Below are 21231 nucleotides of genomic sequence, written 5' to 3'. Positions count from 1 at the left end.
CTGCCTCACTCGTGTCCCGTTTTCGGGATCTGGTTGAGAGTCTACAGGGATTTTGGCGATTGGGCTAGGGAAATGAAGGGCAACGCACAAAAGAACAGAACCCTACTTTTTCTCTGCTCAGCGTCGAGGCTAGAGTTGCGGCATGAAACACAGCATTCTTCATAGCGTAGCCCATAACTTCACCGATTCACTGGCTGGTGGCCTTAGCTTCGTTGTGCCGGGCCACATGATCGGAATTTCGGTGTTTGCCGAGGCGGCTCGACATATAAACGGCTATTTCATCGCCAACTTCCTAACGGGCCAGGCTTGCGGTGAGTTGCTCGACGATGAGTTGGCAACCTTTCTTCCGCTGTTCAGAAACGCGTTCCCTGATTTTTGCGAGCAAAACCAAGTAAACTATTCTGACTACACCGCTTTTCTGGTGCGCTTTATATCTCAGTCAAGCGGAAATAAATATGTGATCACCATCGAAGATCGCAATGGACGTCGATCTTCAAGAGAGTATCTCGGCAATAGTGGCAAGCGCTCTGAAATAGTCGATCCGCTTGGAAGACGCAGACCCAAGAAGCTTCGAGTTCCTCTAGACTAGATCCAGCCCCATCGAGTTATTTTTGCGCTCGAATTCGCTCCAATCGATCCGAGTGCACTTGCCATCCCCTTCAATCCACGCCATCCCCCGCCCATGACCTACGACACGATCATCCTCGGGGCCGGTGCAGCCGGTATGATGTGCGCCGCCCACTGCGGCGGGCGCGTTTTGGTGATCGACCATGCAAAAGCCCCCGGCGAGAAAATCCGCATCTCGGGCGGCGGGCGCTGCAATTTCACCAACATGTATGCGGGACCGGCAAATTTCCTGTCCCAGAATCCGCATTTCTGCAAATCCGCCCTGGCGCGCTATACGCAATGGGATTTCGTCGATCTGGTCGGGCGCCACAATATCGCGTGGCACGAGAAAACGCTGGGGCAGCTATTCTGCGACGGTTCCTCGAAACAGATCATCCAGATGCTGCTGACCGAGATGGAGCGCGCCGGGGCCGAGCTGTGGGTGCGAACTGAACTCAGGGACCTGCGCAAGACCGAGGCCGGGTTTGAACTTGAGGTCGACCGCGAAGGTCAGCGCCTCAGCCTGACTTGCAGCAACCTCGTGCTGGCCACCGGCGGCAAGTCGATCCCAAAGATGGGGGCGACTGGTCTGGCATATGACATCGCGCAGCAATTCGGGCTGCGAATCACCGAAACACGTGCCGCTTTGGTCCCGTTCACCTTCTCGGACGGGAAATTCAAAGACCTCTCGGGCGTCTCGCTGCCAGCGCGGCTGTCAAACGACCGTACTAGCTTTGACGAGGCGCTGCTGTTCACCCATCGCGGGCTCAGCGGTCCGTCGGTGCTGCAACTGTCGTCCTATTGGCGCGAGGGCGAGGCGATCCGCGTCAACCTGATCCCCGATCTGCCCCTGTTCGACCTGCTGCGCGATCAACGTCAAAGCGGCGGGCGCAAGGCGCTAACCACGGAACTGGCCCGCCACCTGCCCGCGCGGCTGGTGGACTACCTCAGCCAGCATATCCCGATGCCGCGCAATCTGGCCGACCAGTCCGACGCGGCGCTCAAAGACCTGATCGCCGCCCTGTCCGATTGGCACCTGACCCCTTCGGGCACAGAAGGTTATCGCACCGCCGAGGTCACTCTGGGCGGGATCGACGCAGATGACCTGTCGTCAAAAACGATGGAGGCCAGGGAGATCCCCGGCCTCTATGCGATTGGTGAAGCTGTGGATGTCACCGGCTGGCTGGGCGGTTACAACTTTCAATGGGCGTGGTCCTCGGGGCATTCCGCCGGAACCGCCATCGCAAGCCGTCAGCACCCTTAGCCGACGACGTTATACCCGCGCCCGCGCATGCAGTTGCGCACAATAACTTCCTGATTCTGGTTGTTCTGCAACGCGCTTGCCCCCGCGCCCAGCAACGCCCCTGCGACAGCCGTCCGGCCAAGGTCGCTGGCGCTGTCATCAATGATCGCCTTCGCACCCGCCGCACCCGCAGCACCAATGGCCGCCGCGCCGGCCGTTCGGCCATCAACAGTTGGCTGTGTCCGGGCCAGAGCCTGACACTGCGCCAGATCCGCGTTGTAATTCGGACCAATATTGCCGTCGATGATCGGCGTATAGTTGGCACCCGAGCTTGCACAGGCCCCAATCAGCAGCACCGCTGGCAAGGCCATCAATTTCTTTCGGTTGGACATATCCGTAACCTCGTTTTCTAACGTCCCGCCAAGGCAAGACCAAATCCGGTGGGGCGTCAAGCCGATAGCGACCCAGAGCAGATGAACCGGCGGTCGATTGCAACCGCGTTATTCAGCCAGCCTTTGCCGCACATTGTCGGCAAAATCCTCACCGCGTTGTTCAAAGTTATCATATTGGTCGAAACTTGCAGCAGCGGGCGCAAGTAACACAGTTTCACCTGCCTCGGCATCCGCCATCGCCTGCTCGACCGCTGCGACCATGGTCGTGCACACTTGCGCATCCACGTTCAGTTGCATGGCGAAACCTGCCGCCTCGCGCCCGATCACATAGGCCTTCAGCACATCGCTTGCAGCATCGTTCAGCGCGTCCAGCCCACCCTCTTTCTCCAACCCGCCGCAGATCCAGCGAATCCGCTTGAACGCGCCCAGCGCCTTCACCGCGCTGTCGACATTGGTGGCCTTGGAATCGTTCACATAAGTCACGCCCCCGGCTTCGGCGATGATCTGGCTGCGATGGGGCAGGCCCGGATAGCTGTGCAGAGCGTCCTCGATCACCCGAGGCGCCAACCCCAGCGAACGGCAGGCCGCATAGGCCGCGCAGGCGTTCTGGTGGTTATGCGTCCCCGGCAGGCCCTTGATCGCCCGCAGATCGATCGAACCCGCCTGCCGCCCTTTGCGGTATTCCGACAAGAACCCCTTGCGGGCAAAAACCTGCCAGCCCGGACCGGTCAGCTTGCGCTCGACCGATATGCGGATCACCCGATCATCCGCTGGCCCCTCGGCCATCTGCCCAGCCAGAAACGCGCCCTCGGCCTCATCCACGCCAATGACGGCGCGATCCGGGCCGCCCTCGGCAAACAACCGTCTTTTGGCAGCAAAATAGCCCCCCATACCGCCGTGACGGTCCAGGTGATCCGGTGAAAGATTGGTGAATACCGCCACATCCGGCGTCAGAGAGCGGGCGAGTTCCGTCTGATAGCTGCTAAGCTCCAGCACCACGACCGAGCCATCGCCGCCCGGATCAATATCCAGCACCCCGCGCCCGATATTTCCGGCCAATTGCGCATCGCGCCCAGCCTCGGTCAGAATGTGATGGATCAGCGCCGCCGTGGTCGATTTTCCATTCGACCCGGTCACCGCGATCACACGCTGCGGGGTGTCAAAATTGTTCCATTCCGGCCCCGCAAAGGAACGGAAGAACAGACCGATATCATTATCGACCGGAACGCCCGCCTCCAAAGCTGCCGCGACAACCGGATTGGGCGTCGGATACAAATGCGGAATGCCCGGAGACACGATCAACGCCGCAATCTGATCAAACGCCCCGTTCCGAAGCAGATCGGTGCAAACGAACCCCTCAGCCTCAGCCGTATCCCGCGCATCCGGATTGTCATCCCAGCACACCGGCTGAGCCCCACCCGCCCGTAGTGCCCGTGCGGTGGCCAGCCCAGACCGCCCCAGCCCCAGAACCGCAACTTTCTGTCCTGAAAACCCTTTGACCGGGATCATGTCCTTTGCCCTTCGTCTAGCTTTGCCTCAAACCAATCCACGCGTTCAGCAATCGGTGCTTTCGGAACAAGCAGAGTTTGAAACCCGAGTTTCGGTAAGCGGTCGCACAAAGCCTCATACTCCGCAAGTGCGTCGGACAAATCGTGCCTTCGTTGTTCATCTTTTTCATAGATTTCAGGCCACGGTGGGAACAGAAATACGCGGCGATCATAGCCGAGGTGCAATATCCTGTTCCGTAAAGCGCTTTCCAGAGCGGCACCGGTTCGGTCGAACCAGATTAAAGCGTCCAGTGCTGAACGGTCGAACAAGACCAACCCATCCGGAGCCCCGGCCATATCATCGAAAGCGGTTTGGATCACCTTTCGACAAAAGGCTTCCGGGTCGGCCCATGGCACGGCACCCCCGCTTTCCCTTTGCTCGTTCATCACAACGCGGCGACCCGGTTCCTCAACCGTCGCATAGCCGCGCCGGGCCATTTCGTTAAGAAGTGTGGACTTACCACCGCCCGAACACCCGGACAGTACAATCCGGCGATCGCTCACCGAACCTTCAACGTCGCCAACCCGATCATCGCCAGGATCAGCGAGATGATCCAGAAGCGGATCACAATGGTTGGCTCGGCCCAGCCCTTTTTTTCATAATGGTGATGGATCGGGGCCATCAGGAAGACGCGTTTGCCGGTGCGTTTGAAATAGAGGACCTGAATGATCACGCTCAGCGCTTCGACCACGAACAAACCGCCGACGACGGCCAGAACCAGCTCGTGTTTCGTGGCCACGGCGATGGCACCCAGCGCGCCGCCCAGCGCCAGTGATCCGGTGTCGCCCATGAACACAGCCGCAGGCGGCGCGTTGTACCACAGGAAGCCAAGCCCCGCGCCGAAGAGGGCCGAAGTGAAGATGAATATCTCACCTGTGCCGGGCACGTAGTGCACATCCAGATACTCGGTAAAGTCGACCCGGCCCACGGCGTAGGCGATGATCCCCAGGGTCGAGGCCGCGATCATCGCGGGCATGATGGCCAGACCATCCAGACCATCGGTCAGGTTCACCGCATTTGCGGCCCCCACGATAACGACAATAGCGAACGGGATATAGAAGATGCCCAGATTGACCAGAGTGTCCTTGAACACCGGCACGGCCAGCTGGTTTTGCAGGATTTCAGGATGATGCAGAGTGGCCCAGAGCGAGGCCAGAACGGCGATGATTACGCCCAGCGCAAGCCGCATCCGGCCCGAAACACCCTTAGTATTCTGCTTTGAAACCTTCGCGTAATCGTCGGCGAAGCCGATGGCCGCATAGGCCAGTGTCACGAACAGCACCATCCAGACATAGGGATTGTCCCACCGCGCCCAGACAAGCGTCGATGTCACCAGCGCGCCGACGATCAGCAACCCGCCCATGGTCGGTGTTCCGGCCTTGGAAAAATGCGCCTCTGGCCCGTCATCGCGGATAGGCTGGCCTTTGCCCTGCTTCCTGCGCAGCACGTTGATCAGCGGCTTGCCGAAGATGAAGCCAAAGATCAGCGCGGTCATGAAGGCGCCGCCTGCGCGGAAGGTAATGTAGCGGAAGAGGTTCCAGAAATCCCCTCCGTCCGACAAGGCGGTCAACCAATACAGCATTACAAAACCCTTCTTACACGAGGCTTATGGGTGCGTTCACCCGTTAAGCGCGCCCCCTTGCCCCATTTTGCGCAGACCGTCAACAATCCGCGCCAGAGCCATGCTCAGCGAGCCCTTGGCCAGCACAGTATCGCCGGTTTTGATCAGATCAGGCAGGTGCACGGCCATCTCGGTGCTGGTTTCAAACCACAGTCCGCGCTTGTTGGCTGGCAGGGCCTGATGCAGAGCCTGCATAAGCGGACCGATGCAATGCACTTGGTCCACACGCGCCATCGCATCGACCTGGGCCATGGCTGCGTGCATGGCCTGTTCCTGCGGCCCCAGTTCTTTCATGTCGCCCAGAAAGGCGATGCGGCGCGCGCCTTGCGATGCAGCAAGCACATCCAAGGCGGCCTCCATCGAGGTCGGGTTGGCGTTGTAGCTGTCGTCCAGCAGTTCGATCTGTCCGCCAGCGGCCAGCAGCAAGGTCTCGCGCACGCCGCGCCCCTTGACCGGCGACCATTGCCGCAGACCGGCGATGGTCTGATCCAGATCAACGCCCAGTTCGACACAGGCGGCCAGAGCGCCCAATGCGTTCATCGCAAAATGCGTACCGGCGGATTGGACGTCGAAGGTGAACTGCGTGTCACCAACCGTGGCTTTTGCCTGAACCGAATCCGGCCCGGCAGTCACATCCGTCAGTTTGTAATCTGCAGCCTTGCGGCCAAATTCAACGATCCCTGCACCGTGATCTTGCGCCGTGTGGCGCAGAATTTCGGCGTGGTCGATATCAGCGTTCACGATGGCTGCGCCGCCGGGTTCCAGCCCCTCGAAAATAGCTGCCTTTTCGTGGGCAATGCCTGCAACCGACTCAAACGCCTCAAGATGAACCGCGGCCACGGTTGTCACCAGCGCCACATGCGGGCGGGCCTGGCGGGCCAGCGGAGCAATCTCGCCGGGGTGGTTCATGCCGATCTCGATCACCGCAAACTCGGTGTCCTGCGGCATCCGTGCCAGTGTCAGCGGCACGCCCCAATGATTGTTGTAGCTGGCGACGCTGGCATGGGTTTTGCCCTGAGTTTCAAGAATGGTTGCCAGCATTTCCTTGGTCGAAGTTTTGCCGACGCTACCTGTCACCCCGACCACGCGCGCTTGTGTCCGCGCCCGCGCGGCCTGCCCGAGCGCCTCGAGCCCGGCTTGCACATCTTTGACGATCAACAGCGGCGCATCTTCGGACACACCCTCGGGGATATGGGAAACCAGCGCCGCCCCTGCGCCCTTCTCAAGCGCCTGAGCCACGAAATCATGCCCGTCACGTGCAGCCTTCAGCGCAACAAACAGATCGCCCGGCTGCAACGTTCTTGTGTCAATCGACACTCCATTTGCCTGCCAATCCGTGGTTGCCCGCCCGCCGGTGGCCTCGGCAGCCTCTGCCGCTGTCCAAAGCGTCATGCGACCCTCCCGTCCAGAGCGGCCACGGAAATGCTCGCCTGCTCGACGTCGTCGAAGGGCAGAACCTGATCGCCGACGATCTGGCCGGTTTCATGCCCCTTGCCAGCGATCAGCAACGCGTCGCCCGGTTGCAAGGCGTCGATGCCGCGAAGAATGGCCTCGGCCCGGTCGCCTACCTCGGTGGCACCAGGCGCGCCGTCCATCACGGCGGCGCGGATGGTGGCTGGGTCTTCGCTACGCGGGTTGTCATCGGTGACGAATACGATATCCGCATGGTTCGTTGCGGCCTTACCCATCAGCGGGCGTTTGGTGGCATCTCGATCTCCACCTGCGCCAACAATGGCGATCAGACGGCCCATCACATGCGGGCGTAGCGCCTTTAATGCCGTGGCAACGGCGTCAGGCGTATGGGCATAGTCCACAAATACTGCTGCGCCGTTGTCACGTGTGGCCGCCAGTTGCATACGCCCCCGGACAGTTGTCAGGTGCGGCAGGGTTTCGAACACCCGCTCGGGCTCATCCCCGGCGGCGATCACCAATCCACAGGCGAGCAGGATGTTCTCGGCCTGAAACCCTCCGATCAGGTTCAGGCGGGTCTGGTAGGTCTTGCCTTGCCAGGAAAACCGCAAATCCTGCCCGGTCGAGTCAAATCGTTGGTTCATAAGGCAAAGATCGGCCTCGCCCAATCCGACTGTCAGCACCGACTGCCCCCGCGCCTCGGCAATCTTGCGCACGCGGGCTCCTTTTGGGTCGCTGAGGTTGATCACGGCGGTTCCGTCATGGGGCAGAACACGGTCGAACAGGCCCATCTTGGCTGCAAAATAGGCCTCGAAGGTTTCGTGATAGTCCAGATGATCCTGCGTGAAGTTCGAAAATCCGGCGGCGGTTAGCTGTACGCCATCCAGCCTGCGCTGCTCTAGCCCATGCGAAGACGCCTCCATCGCCGCATGAGTGACCCCATTCTCGGCAGCCTCGGAAAGACAGCGATGCAGGGTGATCGGTTCGGGCGTGGTGTGGGCCAGCGGAGCGGTCCAGGCACCCTCGACACCGGTGGTGCCCAGATTGACGGCAGCATGGCCAAGCTCGGTCCAGATCTGGCGCACGAAGCTGGCAACCGAAGTTTTACCGTTGGTGCCGGTAACCGCCACAATGGTCTGCGGCTGCTGTCCAAACCACAGCGCCGCCGAACCCGCCAGCGCCTGACGCGGGTCTTCGACCACGATCAGGGCGGCGTCGGAAGCGGCCAATTCGGTTGCCGCGATCCGCGCGCCTTCGGCGTCGGTCAGTACCGCAGCGGCCCCCATGCGCAGGGCAAATTGGATGAACTCACCGCCGTGGACGCGGGTGCCGGGAAGGGCCGCAAACATGTAGCCGTCCTTGACCTCGCGGCTGTCAACCGCCAGCCCGGTGATATCCGGATTTGCGCCGCCGCGTGCGGTCAGGGCCAGTTGGCTGAGTTTCTTTGTTCTTGCGCCCATGACCCACCTGTTCTCTGGCACCCTAATTCGAGGTCAGGGTTATAGCAGCGCCCGCCTCAGGCTCAAGCCGGGGACGCAGGCCCAGCAAAGGGGCAACCCGCCCGATCAGCTCAGCCGCAACCGGGACAGCCGTCCAGCCTGCGGTGCGGCGCTTTTCGCCATAGGCCACGATTGACGGTTCATCCAGCGTGACGATCAGCACGTATTTCGGATCATAGGCCGGAAAGATGGTGGCAAAGGTCGCGATCACCTTATCATCGTAATACCCGCCGCGCGGCTTGGGCTTATCCGCCGTTCCCGTTTTGCCCGCAACGTAATAACCTTTGACATCGCCAAAGCTGGCGGTGCCGTCGGTTACCACTTTGCGCAGCATCTTCTGCGCCTGCGATGCGGCGCTGTCCGACAAGACGCGCGGGCCGTATTGCGGGCCGTTTTTCTTCAGAATTGTCGGGCTGACATAATGCCCGCCATTGGCAATCGCCGCATATCCCGCCGCCAGATGCATCGGGCTGGTCGACAGGCCATGGCCATAAGAAATGGTCACCGTGCTCAACTCACCCCATTTCTTGGGCTTCAGCGGCGCGCCCCCGGCGGCCTCGACAATCTCGAACGGTGTGGGTTCAAACATGCCCAGTGTTTGCAGAAACTCCTGCTGACGTTTGGAACCGATCTGCAAGGCCAACCGCCCGGTTCCCCGGTTCGAGCTATGGACGATCACATCCGCAACGCTGATCTTGCCGTAGTTCTTGCCGTTGAACTCACCAATCGGGAAGCGACCGATTTTCATCGGCCCCGAGGTGTCGATAATGGTCTCGGAGTTCACCAACCCAAGCTGCACGGCCTGCGCGGCAGTAAAGATCTTGAAGACCGAGCCCAGCTCATACACGCCCTGCACATAGCGGTTGAACAACGGGCTGTCCGACGGATCAAAGCCCGAGGTCGGAGGGCGCGGGCGATCGTTGGGATCAAAAGACGGCAGCGACGCGGCCGAGACCACCTCACCCGTATGCGCATTCATCAGAACGGCCGAAGCCCCCTTGGCGTTCATGATTTTCATGCCGCCATACAGCACCTGCTCGACTGCGGCCTGAATGGTCAGGTCCAGCGACAGTTGCAACGGTTTGTTGCCGTTGGCCGGATCGCGCAGATAATCGTCGAATTTCTTCTCGACACCAGCAACGCCGATCACTTCGGCAGCACTCACGCCCTCACGACCAAAACCGGAGCCACCCAGAATATGCGCGGCCAGCTTGCCATTCGGATACAGGCGCATTTCGCGCGGACCAAACAGGATGCCGGGATCACCGATGTCATGAACGGCCTGTTTCTGCTCGGGCGAGATGCGCTTTTTGATCCAAAGGAATTTGCGCTCGCCAGTGAAGTCCTTGACTAGACGCTCTTTATCCAGATCGGGGAAGATCGCCACCAACTGATCCGCCGCCGCAATCGGATCGATCATCAGGGGCGGTTGGGCGTAGACCGAATAAGTGTCCAGATTGGTCGCAAGAATCCGACCCTCACGATCCACAATATTGGCGCGCTGCATGGCAATCGCCGCCCCCGGCGCGCTGGCCAGCGGCTCTTGCGCCTCGGACGTCGCCAACATCCCCATCCGGAAGCCAACAACCGAGAAGGCACAGAAAAAGAACAGGCCCAGCACCAGCAGGCGACCCTCGGCCCTGGCACGGGCGCGGTCTTTCATCTGTTCATGACGCTGACGGATGTTTTCGCGTTCGATGACCTTCGGATTTTCCCCACGGGCACGGGCATCCAGAACACGGGCCAAAGGGCGGAGTGGTGTGCGGGTCATGGAATCTGCACCTCGCCCAATGCCTGCAAGTCAGTAATCGCCTGCAATTCAATCGGATCCACGATGGGCAGATCGGGGTCTTCGGCATAAGCAATCTGATCGGCACGCCCAAACTGCTCGGCCCGCAGGGGCAGCAGACCCAGACGTTCGAAATTCAAATCCGCCAGTTCGCGCAACCGGTCGGGACGGTTCAGATAGGCCCATTCGGCGTTCAGAACCGCCAGACGCACCTGCGCCATGCCAATCTCGCGCTGCAATTTCTGCGTTTCTTTCAACACTTGCTGGGTGCGGTAATTCTCTTGATACGCCCAAAGCGCCAATCCGAACACGGACAGAGCGGTCAACACATACAAAACACTCTTCATCTTGCCCTTCCCCCCAATTGCGGCATTCCGATTGCGCGGGCATCAATTTCCCCCGCCGGAGCCTCGGTTCGTACCGCAACACGCAGCTTGGCCGACCGCGCGCGCGGGTTTTCCTGCAATTCCTGATCATCCGGGCCCACGGCCTTGCGGGTTTTCAAAGTGAATTGCGGCAATTCCTGTTCCATTTCGGGCGCATAGCGGTTTGCCCGACCGGTTTTGCCCGCGCGGGACTGAAAGAACCGTTTGACCATGCGGTCTTCGATGGAATGGAAGGTGACAACAGCCAGTTGCCCGCCCGGCTTCAACGCCCGTTCGGCGGCCATCAAGCCCTGAAACAGTTCTTCATATTCCGCGTTCACCGCGATCCGCAGCCCCTGAAAGCTGCGCGTCGCTGGATGCGATTGCCCCGGCTTCGGGCGCGGCAAGCAGGATTCGATGATCTCTGTCAAACGCAGGGTTGTGGTGATGGGTTCCTCAGCCCGCGCTTTGACAATCGCCTTGGCAATCCGACGGCTGGCGCGTTCTTCACCGTAGTGAAACAGAATATCGGCCAGTTGCGCCTCGGTCGCTTCGTTCACAAGATCAGCGGCGCTTTCGCCCTCCTGGCTCATGCGCATGTCCAGCGGCCCGTCCTTCATGAAGGAAAAGCCACGCTCGGCCTGATCCAACTGCATGGACGACACCCCGAGGTCCAGCACAACGCCATCCAGACCTTCGGCATATTCGTCCATCCGGGAAAACACGCCGGGTTGCATCACCAGCCGTTCACCATATTCGGCGGCCCAACCCGCCGCCATCTCAAACGCCAGCGGATCGCGGTCCACGCCGATGACCTTGTCAGCCCCGGCCTCCAACAAGCCGCGCGTATACCCGCCCGCGCCGAAGGTTCCGTCCAGCCACACGCCTGAAACCGGCGCCACCGCGCCCAGCAACGGGCGCAACAGAACAGGGATATGAGGTTTATCGGAAGGGGTCTCAGCGCCGGACATGCCGTCACGCGTCCCCGATGCCATCGAGATAGACCATCGGGTCGAAATCGTCTGGCAGATCGTCCATCCACTCTTCAGCCTTGGCCAGTTCCTCGACCTCATAGGTCTCGGGCTTCCAGATCTGGAAGGTGTCACCGGCAGCGATAAAAAACGCCTCATTCTCAAGGTCGATCTTGCTGCGCAGCTTTGCGGGCAGCACCAGCCGCCCAGTTTCGTCCACATTGGTCGGGAAGGACTGACCGTGGAACATGCGCTGCAACATCTTGCGCTCCATCGAGCCGCGCGGCAGTGCATCGATCTTGGCATCAACCTCGTCGATCGCCTGCATTGTATAGCATTCAAGATATTTGCGGCGGTGATCGCCATAGACAATCACAAGCTCAGGATTGTCACCGGGCTGCCAGTTGGGATCGGACGCTTCAAGCACACGGCGAAACGAGGCCGGGATCGAGACCCTGCCCTTCGTGTCCACCTTATGGTGGCTTTCACCTCTAAACCTGCGCGCCAAGACGACTGTCCCTTTCGCTTGCGCCCCACCTCAAATTCACGCTCCCCCCGGATGAAAAACGGCGGGTTGATCTGCTGCCACTGATCAACCCGCCGCATTGACCCGCTTTGCGGGATGTCCAGCTGCGCGCGCCACCTGGGGGGATGTCTGCTCGCCCGCGCGCCGGATCTCTTGAGTGATGAAAGCGAGATGCCTGTATGAAACCTGATTATTTTTGGTCGGGGTCGTTTGGTGCCCCTGCTGCCTCGTCCTCATCGGATAAATAAGGGATGACATGGGAAATCATGGAAATCAACTGGAAAATTTGGCCACTGCGTTCGTCAAGCGGCGATGCGACCATCATATCACTATGATTAACAGGCGTATATACACCGCATATAGACACGCAAGGCATCTATGTACCCATATGTTCCAATTTCTATAAGCGGAAAAGACTTCCCACGATTTCCCAATTTTTTTCAGCTTTACCCCGACTTTCTGGAAATACCGCCCAAAAACCGTGACACCCATCCCGAATCAATGACCTCAAAGTCCACGACAGTCTTGCTTGGATCATCAACCCACAGAACATCCCATGAATTCCCAAGTGGGGCTCGTCACAGCCCCAAACAGGTGGGCGCTGCTGAAATCTTGGGCTTTTACAACGCACAAATTTTCCAAGTTAGCGCCCAAACATATGGCGAATGCTTGCGGTAACTTTTTTCCGCTGCGCAAACCACAACCAAAGGCGTGTCCAAAACCCATATTTATAAGGGAAATCTACAGGTGCCCGCTCAACATTCTGATATCTATGCATTTGCTGCATAGCAGCATTGACGTCGCCCGGTATTGTGCAATCGCAGCATTTGCCTATTTTCAGTCTCAAGCAAGCGCCGGACGACACCGGCACAGACACACGAGACCGAGTAAAGCACATGGCTGTTGCAGCAAATTCCACCGCGCTGAAGGGCGCACACACAAGCGGGCTGAGCGCGCTGATCGAAGCCGCCAAAACCCGCTTTGCCCGTCACCGCATGTACCGCCAGACGGTCAACGAACTGTCCGGCCTGTCCAACCGCGAGCTGGCCGATCTGGGCCTGCACCGCTCGATGATCCGCCGCGTTGCGATGCAGGCGGCTGACGACTATACCGCGCGCTAAGCGCACCGAAACACCCGAGATCAGACCCTTCCTCCTCCCTTTAGGGTCTGTAATCAGCGGCGGCGTCTCTCCTCCTCCCTGACGCTGCCGCACCTAATACCGGCCCTGAACGCCGGAAACTGATACATCGGGGCTCTCCTCCTCCCTGCCCTGATGTTGAAAGCGCGCGGCGACGTCCTTCTCCTCCCTGACGTCGCCGCGTCGTACCCATACCGGGCTCAAACCCGGGTGCTGATACATCAGGGCTCTCCTCCTCCCTGCTCTGATGTTGCAATGAGCGGCGGTTCCCCCTCCTCCTCCCTGGGAACCGCCGCTTTTCTTTTGCGCACAGCAAAAAGGGGCGCGAACGCCCCTGCTTCTTCTGTTCAAAAATACCTCGGAGCGCGAGGCAGAGCCTCGCAAAAAGATCAAAACGGCACGTCGTCCTTGGAAGACAGGAACCGGGAAACAACTTTCTTCGTCCCGGCCTTGTCAAACTCGACCTCGACCTTGTCGCCTTCGATACCAACCACCCCGCCATAGCCGAATTTCTGGTGAAAGACCCTTTCACCCAGGGTGAAACTGGCTACCGCCGTGGCATCGATCACCGTATTGCGGCTTTCGCGCGGTTGCGACATGCCATATTGGCCCTGCCGCGCCTGCATCCGCTTCCAACCGGGAGAGTTATAAACATTCGCCTCCGCCGCGCGGGTTTCGATGCTGGCCGTGGCTTGACGGGTCCCATGTAGTCCCGACGATGTCAGTATTTCAACATGATCCTCTGGCAACTCATCAATGAAGCGCGAGGATATAGCGCTCTGCCACTGCCCGAACACCCGTCGGTTTGCCGCAAAAGAAATCGTACAGACCTCTTCCGCACGGGTGATGCCCACATACGCCAATCGCCGTTCCTCTTCGAGGCCCTTGAGGCCCGATTCGTCCATCGACCGTTGCGAGGGGAACAACCCATCCTCCCACCCCGGCAGGAACACCGCGGGAAACTCCAGCCCCTTGGCCGCGTGCAGTGTCATGATGGAAACCTTGGCCCCATCCGAATCCTGCTCGTTATCCATGACCAGGCTGACATGTTCCAGAAACCCTTGCAGGTTCTCGAAATTGTCCAACTGGTTGACGAGTTCTTTGAGGTTCTCCAGCCGTCCCGGCGCTTCGGGTGTTTTATCGTTCTGCCAGTGACCGGTATAGCCGGACTCGTCCAGAACAATTTGCGCCAGTTCGATATGCGTATGCTCAGGCGCGCCATAGCGGATCGGCGACACGCCATCGTCGATAACCGAGTCATCATCGACCTCAATCCGAGGGCCCCGCGTCATCGCATTCCAGCGCGCCAGACCATCGATCAGTTCACGCAGCGCCTTGCCGCCTTTGCCCTTGATCAGGCCGTTATCGACCGCGATCCGCGCACCATCGACCAGAGACACCCCGTTCTCGCGAGCGACAACCTGAATCGTCTGCTGCGCCTTGTCGCCAAGGCCCCGTTTGGGCGTGTTCACAATCCGCTCAAACGCCAAATCGTCCTCGGGGCTGACCACCAGCCGGAAATAGGCCATGGCATCGCGAATCTCCATCCGTTCATAGAACCGAGGGCCGCCGATCACCTTGTAGGGCAGACCAATGGTCAGAAACCGATCCTCAAACGCCCGCATCTGATGCGAGGCGCGGACCAGAATGGCAATTTCGTTTAGGCTAAACTGCTTCAACCTACTGTTTGAAACTGATTTAAGCATGTTGGCTGCTCCCGGGTCACCTGAAAGCAGCTCCAAAATGAGGTTTTGTGTTTTGAGATCGCTATACACGTCTCCAGTTTCAAATGCTTGTTTGATATAGTCTTGCTGATCAATCGGCCCTAGACCCGCTTTAGCACGCCTATCTAACTCTTGCTCAAAATTCCTTAGACGTGGATTGAAGCGATTTTTTGCCTCGACTGATCTTCCGTTGATGTGGTCATCAATCTTCTCGCCAACCCATCTAGCTTCTTCTTCCCCATCCCAATGACCAATTAAACGAACTGTCCAACCATCCTGTTCAGCGTCAGTCCACAGCTCTTTTCCCAGACGGCCTTCGTTGCCCCGAATGACATTCGAAGCAGCAGCCAAAATATGCGGGGTCGAGCGGTAGTTTTGCTCCAACCGCACCACATAAGCGCCCGGGAAATCCTTCTCGAACCGCAGGATGTTGCCCACCTCGGCCCCGCGCCAGCCATAGATCGACTGATCGTCGTCGCCCACGCAGCAGATATTCTTGTGCCCCCCGGCCAGCAGACGCAGCCAGAGGTATTGGGCGACGTTGGTGTCCTGATACTCGTCCACAAGGATATAGCGGAACCAGCGTTGGTATTGTTCCAGAACGTCCGGGTGAGTCTGGAAGATCGTGACCATGTGCAATAGCAGGTCGCCGAAATCCACCGCGTTCAACTCGCGCAGGCGGGTCTGGTACTGCGCGTACAGCTCGATACCCTTGTTATTGTACGCCCCGGCATCCGCCGCAGGCACCTTGCCTGGCGTCAGGGCGCGGTTTTTCCAATCATCGATGATTCCAGCCAGCATCCGCGCAGGCCAGCGTTTGTCATCAATATTGGCGGCCTGAACCAATTGCTTGAGCAGGCGCAGTTGGTCATCGCTGTCCAGAATGGTGAAGTTCGATTTCAGATCGACCAGTTCGGCATGCCGCCGCAGCAGCTTGACGCAGATGGCGTGGAAAGTGCCCAACCAGGGCATGCCCTCGGCTGGTTGCCCAAGCAGCCGCCCCACACGCTCTTTCATCTCGCGTGCGGCTTTGTTGGTGAAAGTTACCGCCAGAATCTCATTTGGACGCGCTTTCCCGGTGGTCAGCAAATGCGCAATACGCGTCGTCAGGGCCTTGGTTTTCCCCGTCCCCGCGCCCGCCAGCATCAGGACGGGCCCGTCCAACCGCTCGACCGCTTCGCGCTGGGCCGGGTTCAGGTCATCCAGATACGGCGCTGGCCGCGCGGCCATGGCTCGTTGCGACAGCGATGCGCCCTCGAAGGCGTCCATTTCGTCAAAACTGCTCATGGCTCCAAACTACGCCGGATGCGTGCCAAGGGAAAGAGTTTGTTCACGGCTTGTTCACACGCGTTTTTAACTTTCTTAACACACACGGAACAGACGGCGTAACGCGCAGTTCGAACGGCTCATTTTGATCGGCCAAGGCGCGTCGAAGGACCTGCACCGCCTCAAACCCTTGCCGAATCGCCGTGCAGGTCGGATCAATCCGCATGGATTTGCACAGCATGTATCCCGGCATCCCGGATCTGAAACGCCGCGCCCGGCGCAGGTTGCCGCATTTTGTCTGGGAATATGTGGACAGTGGCACCGGAACGGAAACCACTTTGCACCGCAACCGGCAGGCGCTGGACGACGTGCGACTGTACCCCTCGATCCTGCATGGAGAGCTGACGTTCGACACGCGGGTCGAGCTTTTGGGGCAGACCTGCGCCTTACCTTTTGGAAGCGCTCCGATCGGGATGTGCGGCCTGATCTGGCCAAATGCCGAAGCGTTGCTGGCGCGCGCAGCCGCGCAGGCCGGTCTGCCCTTCACCCTGTCGACCGTCGCCAGCCAGTCACCCGAGGATATGGCCCCACATCTGGGCAAAAACGCGTGGTTTCAACTCTACCCGCCCAAAGACCCCGAGATTCGCAGCGATGTGCTGGCCCGCGCACGTGCCGCCGGGTTCAAGACTCTGGTTCTGACCGCCGATGTGCCGGTTGCGTCGCGGCGCGAACGACAGACGCGCTCGGGCCTGACGCAGCCGCCGCGTCTGACGCCGCGATTGCTGGCTCAGGTTGCGATGCGCCCGGCCTGGGCCATGGGCATGTGGCGGCACGGAACGCCCAGGATGCGGACCCTGGACAAGTATATCGATGGCCAGCAGACCCTGCCCCCAACCGCCCATATCGGGTATCTGCTGCGTACCTCGCCAGACATGGATTATGTCAAATGGCTGCGCGATCATTGGGACGGGCCGTTTATCGTGAAGGGCGTGTTGCGACCCGAAGATGCGGAACGGCTTGAGAAAACAGGTGTGGATGCGATTTGGGTCTCGAACCACGGCGGGCGCCAGTTTGACGCTGCACCGGCCAGCATCGACGTGCTGCCCGAGATTCGCGCCGCCTGCAGCCTTCCGCTGATTTTCGACAGCGGCGTCGAGGGTGGCTTGGACATACTGCGCGCCATGGCCAAAGGTGCGGATTTTGTCATGCTGGGGCGGGCGTTTCTGTATGGGCTTGCGGCCCTTGGCGCGCAGGGTCCGGCCCATGTGATCGACATTCTGCGGCAGGATTTGCTGGCCAATATGGGACAAATGGGCATCGCTTCGCTGGATCAGGTGCCGCAGGGTCAACTCTGCGATTGATGCTGCGCCGCAGCAACGCTAAAGAGAAACCGCCATAAGGCGGCGTTTGCGAGCGATAACATGCCGGTTCTACCCAGAACGACTGATATACGTGCGCGTATTGTCCGCCTATTAAACGGCCACACCTAAATGACCGGGACCTAAAATGACCGACTTCAACAAGATCCTGATCGCCAACCGCGGCGAAATCGCTATCCGCGTCATGCGCGCAGCCAACGAGATGGGCAAACGCACCGTCGCCGTCTTTGCCGAAGAAGACAAGCTGGGCCTGCACCGTTTCAAGGCGGATGAGGCATATCGCATTGGCGAAGGCATGGGACCGGTTGCGGCCTATCTGTCGATTGACGAGATCATCCGGGTGGCCAAGGAATGCGGTGCCGATGCGATCCATCCCGGCTATGGCCTGCTATCCGAAAACCCAAGCTTTGTGGATGCCTGTGTGCAGAACGGCATCACCTTCATCGGCCCCAAGGCCGAGACCATGCGCGCCCTGGGCGACAAGGCCAGTGCGCGGCGCGTGGCGATTGAGGCAGGTGTTCCGGTGATCCCGGCGACCGAGGTTCTGGGCGATGACATGGACGCGATCCGGGCTGAGGCGAAAGAGATCGGCTATCCGCTGATGCTCAAGGCGTCCTGGGGCGGCGGCGGGCGCGGCATGCGTCCCATCAACTCCGAGGATGAGCTGGAAGAAAAGGTGCTGGAAGGTCGGCGCGAGGCCGAGGCCGCATTCGGCAATGGCGAGGGCTATCTGGAAAAGATGATCACCCGCGCGCGTCATGTCGAGGTGCAGATTCTGGGCGACAAGCATGGTGAAATCTATCACCTCTATGAACGCGACTGCTCGGTCCAGCGTCGGAATCAGAAAGTCGTCGAACGCGCCCCTGCCCCTTACCTGTCCGAAGAACAGCGCGCGGAAATCTGCGAACTGGGCCGCAAGATCTGTGCCCATGTGAACTATGAATGCGCAGGCACGGTCGAGTTTCTGATGGATATGGAAACCGGCAAGTTCTATTTCATCGAGGTGAACCCCCGCGTGCAGGTGGAACACACTGTCACCGAAGAGGTCACCGGTATCGACATCGTGCAGGCTCAGATTCTGATCGCCGAGGGTAAAACCCTGGCCGAGGCCACCGGTGCCGCCAGCCAAGCCGATGTGCGCCTGAACGGTCATGCGTTGCAGACCCGGATCACAACTGAGGACCCGCAGAACAACTTCATCCCCGATTATGGCCGCATTACTGCGTACCGCTCGGCCACCGGCATGGGCATCCGTCTGGATGGCGGCACGGCTTATGCAGGCGGGGTGATTACACGCTATTACGACTCGCTTCTGACCAAGGTCACCGCCAAGGCGCCGACGCCCGAGGCGGCGATTGCCCGGATGGACCGCGCCCTGCGCGAGTTCCGTATTCGCGGCGTCAGCACCAATATCGACTTTGTCATCAACCTGCTGAAGCACCCGACCTTCCTGTCGAATGAATACACCACCAAGTTCATCGACACGACGCCGGACCTGTTCCAGTTCAAGCGCCGCCGCGACCGGGGCACCAAGGTTCTGACCTATATTGCGGATATCACCGTGAACGGGCATCCCGAAACCAAGGACCGCCCGGAACCGCGCACTGATCTGAAAGAGGCCAAGGCCCCCGCCGCTAAGGCCGAACCGCAGATGGGCACCCGCAACCTGCTGGAACAGAAAGGCCCGCAGGCGGTTGCCGACTGGATGAAGGCGCAGCGGCAGTTGCTGATCACCGACACCACCATGCGGGACGGGCACCAGTCGCTGCTGGCGACCCGGATGCGCTCGATCGACATGATCAAGGTTGCCCCGACCTATGCGGCCAACCTGCCACAGCTGTTCAGCGTCGAATGCTGGGGCGGCGCGACCTTCGATGTGGCCTATCGCTTCCTGCAGGAATGCCCGTGGCAGCGCTTGCGCGATCTGCGCGAGGCGATGCCGAACCTGATGACCCAGATGCTGCTGCGCGGCGCAAACGGGGTTGGCTATACCAACTACCCCGACAACGTCGTGCAGGAATTTGTGCGTCAGGCAGCGCAGAACATCGACGTGTTCCGCGTGTTCGACTCGCTGAACTGGGTCGAGAATATGCGCGTTGCGATGGATGCGGTTGTTGAGAGCGGCAAGATCTGTGAAGGCACAGTTTGCTATACCGGCGACATACTGGACCCGGACCGCGCCAAGTATGACCTGAAATACTATGTCGGCATGGCGAAAGAGCTGCGCGATGCTGGGGCGCATGTGCTGGGCCTCAAGGATATGGCGGGCCTGCTGAAACCGGCCTCGGCCAAGATCCTGATCCGCGCGCTGAAGGAAGAGGTCGGCTTGCCGATCCACTTCCACACGCACGACACCGCCGGTATCGCCAGCGCAACCATTCTGGCGGCCTCCGAGGCGGGCGTGGATGCGGTGGATTGCGCGATGGACAGCTTCAGCGGCAACACCTCGCAGGCAACGCTAGGCACCGTGGTTGAAGCCCTGCGTCATACAGAGCGGGACACCGGGCTGGACATCAAGGCCATCCGTGAGATCAGCGACTATTTCGAAGCAGTCCGCGGCCAGTACGCGGCGTTCGAATCCAGTCTGCAGGCCCCGGCCTCTGAGGTTTACCTGCACGAGATGCCGGGCGGTCAGTTCACCAACCTCAAGGCGCAGGCCCGCAGCCTCGGCCTTGAAGAGCGCTGGCACGAGGTCGCTCAGACCTACGCCGATGTGAACCAGATGTTCGGCGATATCGTGAAGGTGACGCCTTCGTCCAAGGTGGTGGGCGACATGGCGCTGATGATGGTCAGCCAGAACATGACCCGGGAACAGGTCGAAGACCCGTCGACGGATGTGGCCTTCCCCGACTCGGTGGTGGACATGATGCGCGGCAATCTGGGCCAGCCTCCGGGCGGGTTCCCCGAGTCGATCATCAAGAAGGTGCTGAAGGACGAAACGCCCAATACCGAGCGCCCCGGCAAGGGGGTCGAAGCGGTCGATTTGGAAGCCACCCGTGCCGATCTGTCCAAACAGTTGGAAGGCATGGAGGTCGATGACGAGGACCTGAACGGATACCTGATGTATCCCAAGGTCTTTCTGGACTACATGGGCCGCCACCGGGTTTACGGCCCGGTCCGCACCCTGCCCACGCGCACCTTCTTCTACGGCATGGAGCCGGGCGAAGAGATCACGGCGGAAATCGATCCCGGCAAGACGCTGGAAATCCGTTGTCAGGCCATTGGCGACACCGACGAAAAGGGCGAGGTCAAAGTGTTCTTTGAACTCAACGGCCAGCCCCGCGTGATCCGGGTACCGAACCGCATGGTGACCTCGACCACGCAGGCGCGGCCCAAGGCCGAGGCCGGCAATCCCAACCATGTCGGTGCGCCGATGCCGGGTGTCGTGGCAACCGTCGCCGTCACTGCGGGGCAAGAGGTCAAGGAAGGCGACATGCTGCTGACCATCGAGGCGATGAAGATGGAAACCGGCATCCACGCCGAACGCGACGCAGTTGTCAAAGCGGTCCATGTTCAGCCCGGCGGTCAGATTGACGCCAAGGACCTGCTGGTTGAGCTTGAGTAACTGACATTCAGGTAATCGACGAAAAAAGGCGCGCCACCCGCGCGCCTTTGTTTTTGCAAGGTCCAACCGTCACGGGTCGGCTTTCCGGCCTTGCCCCCCAGTACCTCAGGGCTCAACTGCCCCCACAACCGCCGCCAATCGTCAGGTCACCTCGGGTCCAACAGGACCATCGTGGCAGTTTCCGCACG

16 protein-coding genes are annotated in these 21231 nt (G+C 60.0%); 5 read left to right on the top strand and 11 right to left on the bottom strand.

The genetic code is table 11. The features are described from left to right. The first annotated feature begins 142 nt into the window (after window positions 1–142). Together ACR0KJ_RS00440 and ACR0KJ_RS00435 are read left to right on the top strand one after the other, a co-directional pair. Window positions 143–589, top strand: coding sequence for a hypothetical protein (locus ACR0KJ_RS00440; RefSeq protein WP_480625712.1), 447 nt, complete (start codon window positions 143–145; stop codon window positions 587–589). A gap of 93 nt (window positions 590–682) precedes the next feature. After that, window positions 683–1870, top strand: a complete 1188-nt coding sequence (locus ACR0KJ_RS00435) for a BaiN/RdsA family NAD(P)/FAD-dependent oxidoreductase (protein WP_170452099.1) — start codon at window positions 683–685, stop codon at window positions 1868–1870. Here the strand turns inward: ACR0KJ_RS00435 and ACR0KJ_RS00430 are convergent. From ACR0KJ_RS00430 to mraZ, 10 genes are all read right to left on the bottom strand, one after another. Beyond that, window positions 1867–2241, bottom strand: a complete 375-nt coding sequence (locus ACR0KJ_RS00430) for a glycine zipper family protein (protein WP_170452101.1) — start codon at window positions 2239–2241, stop codon at window positions 1867–1869. The genes ACR0KJ_RS00435 and ACR0KJ_RS00430 overlap by 4 nt on opposite strands. Before the next feature lie 108 nt (window positions 2242–2349). After that, window positions 2350–3750 (bottom strand): UDP-N-acetylmuramoyl-L-alanine--D-glutamate ligase, encoded by a 1401-nt coding sequence (gene murD / locus ACR0KJ_RS00425; protein WP_480625711.1) that lies wholly within the window; start codon window positions 3748–3750, stop codon window positions 2350–2352. Then, a complete protein-coding gene (locus tag ACR0KJ_RS00420) occupies window positions 3747–4292 on the bottom strand; it encodes an AAA family ATPase (RefSeq protein ID WP_480625710.1) in 546 nt (181 codons plus the stop codon). The genes murD and ACR0KJ_RS00420 overlap by 4 nt, the downstream gene beginning before the upstream one ends. After that, window positions 4289–5371: a phospho-N-acetylmuramoyl-pentapeptide-transferase gene (mraY, locus tag ACR0KJ_RS00415; protein WP_170452107.1), complete on the bottom strand. Its 1083-nt coding sequence runs from the start codon at window positions 5369–5371 to the stop codon at window positions 4289–4291. The genes ACR0KJ_RS00420 and mraY overlap by 4 nt, the downstream gene beginning before the upstream one ends. A 36-nt stretch (window positions 5372–5407) precedes the next feature. Next, window positions 5408–6802 (bottom strand): UDP-N-acetylmuramoyl-tripeptide--D-alanyl-D-alanine ligase, encoded by a 1395-nt coding sequence (locus ACR0KJ_RS00410; protein WP_480625709.1) that lies wholly within the window; start codon window positions 6800–6802, stop codon window positions 5408–5410. Further along, a complete protein-coding gene (locus tag ACR0KJ_RS00405; RefSeq protein WP_480625708.1) occupies window positions 6799–8280 on the bottom strand; it encodes a UDP-N-acetylmuramoyl-L-alanyl-D-glutamate--2,6-diaminopimelate ligase in 1482 nt (493 codons plus the stop codon). The genes ACR0KJ_RS00410 and ACR0KJ_RS00405 overlap by 4 nt, the downstream gene beginning before the upstream one ends. Before the next feature lie 22 nt (window positions 8281–8302). Continuing rightward, the gene (locus ACR0KJ_RS00400; protein ID WP_480625707.1) at window positions 8303–10090 is read right to left on the bottom strand and encodes a peptidoglycan D,D-transpeptidase FtsI family protein; all 1788 of its coding nucleotides are present in this window, start codon (window positions 10088–10090) and stop codon (window positions 8303–8305) included. Continuing rightward, window positions 10087–10455 (bottom strand): cell division protein FtsL, encoded by a 369-nt coding sequence (gene ftsL, locus ACR0KJ_RS00395; protein ID WP_170633591.1) that lies wholly within the window; start codon window positions 10453–10455, stop codon window positions 10087–10089. The genes ACR0KJ_RS00400 and ftsL overlap by 4 nt, the downstream gene beginning before the upstream one ends. Continuing rightward, the gene (gene rsmH / locus ACR0KJ_RS00390) at window positions 10452–11444 is read right to left on the bottom strand and encodes a 16S rRNA (cytosine(1402)-N(4))-methyltransferase RsmH (RefSeq protein ID WP_480626262.1); all 993 of its coding nucleotides are present in this window, start codon (window positions 11442–11444) and stop codon (window positions 10452–10454) included. The genes ftsL and rsmH overlap by 4 nt, the downstream gene beginning before the upstream one ends. 4 nt (window positions 11445–11448) lie before the next feature. Then, the gene (mraZ, locus tag ACR0KJ_RS00385; RefSeq protein ID WP_170452117.1) at window positions 11449–11952 is read right to left on the bottom strand and encodes a division/cell wall cluster transcriptional repressor MraZ; all 504 of its coding nucleotides are present in this window, start codon (window positions 11950–11952) and stop codon (window positions 11449–11451) included. A 914-nt stretch (window positions 11953–12866) separates the two neighbouring features. Here mraZ and ACR0KJ_RS00380 point away from each other — a divergent pair. Further along, window positions 12867–13091, top strand: a complete 225-nt coding sequence (locus ACR0KJ_RS00380; RefSeq protein ID WP_170622359.1) for a DUF1127 domain-containing protein — start codon at window positions 12867–12869, stop codon at window positions 13089–13091. A 407-nt stretch (window positions 13092–13498) separates the two neighbouring features. Here the strand turns inward: ACR0KJ_RS00380 and ACR0KJ_RS00375 are convergent, their stop codons facing one another. Further along, window positions 13499–16120, bottom strand: coding sequence for an ATP-dependent helicase (locus tag ACR0KJ_RS00375; RefSeq protein ID WP_480625706.1), 2622 nt, complete (start codon window positions 16118–16120; stop codon window positions 13499–13501). A 203-nt stretch (window positions 16121–16323) separates the two neighbouring features. On the opposite strand from ACR0KJ_RS00375, the gene ACR0KJ_RS00370 reads away from it, so the two are divergent. Continuing rightward, window positions 16324–17460 (top strand): alpha-hydroxy acid oxidase, encoded by a 1137-nt coding sequence (locus tag ACR0KJ_RS00370; protein ID WP_480625705.1) that lies wholly within the window; start codon window positions 16324–16326, stop codon window positions 17458–17460. Between the two features lie 145 nt (window positions 17461–17605). Continuing rightward, window positions 17606–21043, top strand: a complete 3438-nt coding sequence (locus ACR0KJ_RS00365) for a pyruvate carboxylase (protein ID WP_480625704.1) — start codon at window positions 17606–17608, stop codon at window positions 21041–21043. Window positions 21044–21231: the final 188 nt, after the last annotated feature.

The sequence above is a fragment of the Ruegeria sp. AD6 genome (assembly GCF_056542325.1).
The sequence above is the reverse complement of the archived record's forward strand: the minus strand, read 5'-3'. Positions and strand labels throughout refer to the sequence as shown.

Coding starts and splice junctions, on each gene's coding strand:
- ACR0KJ_RS00435 (WP_170452099.1), top strand. CDS start 683: ATGACCTACGACACGATCATCCTCGGGGCCGGTGCAGCCGGTATGATG.
- ACR0KJ_RS00405 (WP_480625708.1), bottom strand. CDS start 8,280: ATGGGCGCAAGAACAAAGAAACTCAGCCAACTGGCCCTGACCGCACGC.
- ACR0KJ_RS00400 (WP_480625707.1), bottom strand. CDS start 10,090: ATGACCCGCACACCACTCCGCCCTTTGGCCCGTGTTCTGGATGCCCGT.
- murD (WP_480625711.1), bottom strand. CDS start 3,750: ATGATCCCGGTCAAAGGGTTTTCAGGACAGAAAGTTGCGGTTCTGGGG.
- ACR0KJ_RS00380 (WP_170622359.1), top strand. CDS start 12,867: ATGGCTGTTGCAGCAAATTCCACCGCGCTGAAGGGCGCACACACAAGC.
- ACR0KJ_RS00365 (WP_480625704.1), top strand. CDS start 17,606: ATGACCGACTTCAACAAGATCCTGATCGCCAACCGCGGCGAAATCGCT.
- mraY (WP_170452107.1), bottom strand. CDS start 5,371: ATGCTGTATTGGTTGACCGCCTTGTCGGACGGAGGGGATTTCTGGAAC.
- ftsL (WP_170633591.1), bottom strand. CDS start 10,455: ATGAAGAGTGTTTTGTATGTGTTGACCGCTCTGTCCGTGTTCGGATTG.
- ACR0KJ_RS00410 (WP_480625709.1), bottom strand. CDS start 6,802: ATGACGCTTTGGACAGCGGCAGAGGCTGCCGAGGCCACCGGCGGGCGG.
- ACR0KJ_RS00370 (WP_480625705.1), top strand. CDS start 16,324: ATGGATTTGCACAGCATGTATCCCGGCATCCCGGATCTGAAACGCCGC.
- ACR0KJ_RS00440 (WP_480625712.1), top strand. CDS start 143: ATGAAACACAGCATTCTTCATAGCGTAGCCCATAACTTCACCGATTCA.
- rsmH (WP_480626262.1), bottom strand. CDS start 11,444: ATGTCCGGCGCTGAGACCCCTTCCGATAAACCTCATATCCCTGTTCTG.
- ACR0KJ_RS00375 (WP_480625706.1), bottom strand. CDS start 16,120: ATGAGCAGTTTTGACGAAATGGACGCCTTCGAGGGCGCATCGCTGTCG.
- ACR0KJ_RS00430 (WP_170452101.1), bottom strand. CDS start 2,241: ATGTCCAACCGAAAGAAATTGATGGCCTTGCCAGCGGTGCTGCTGATT.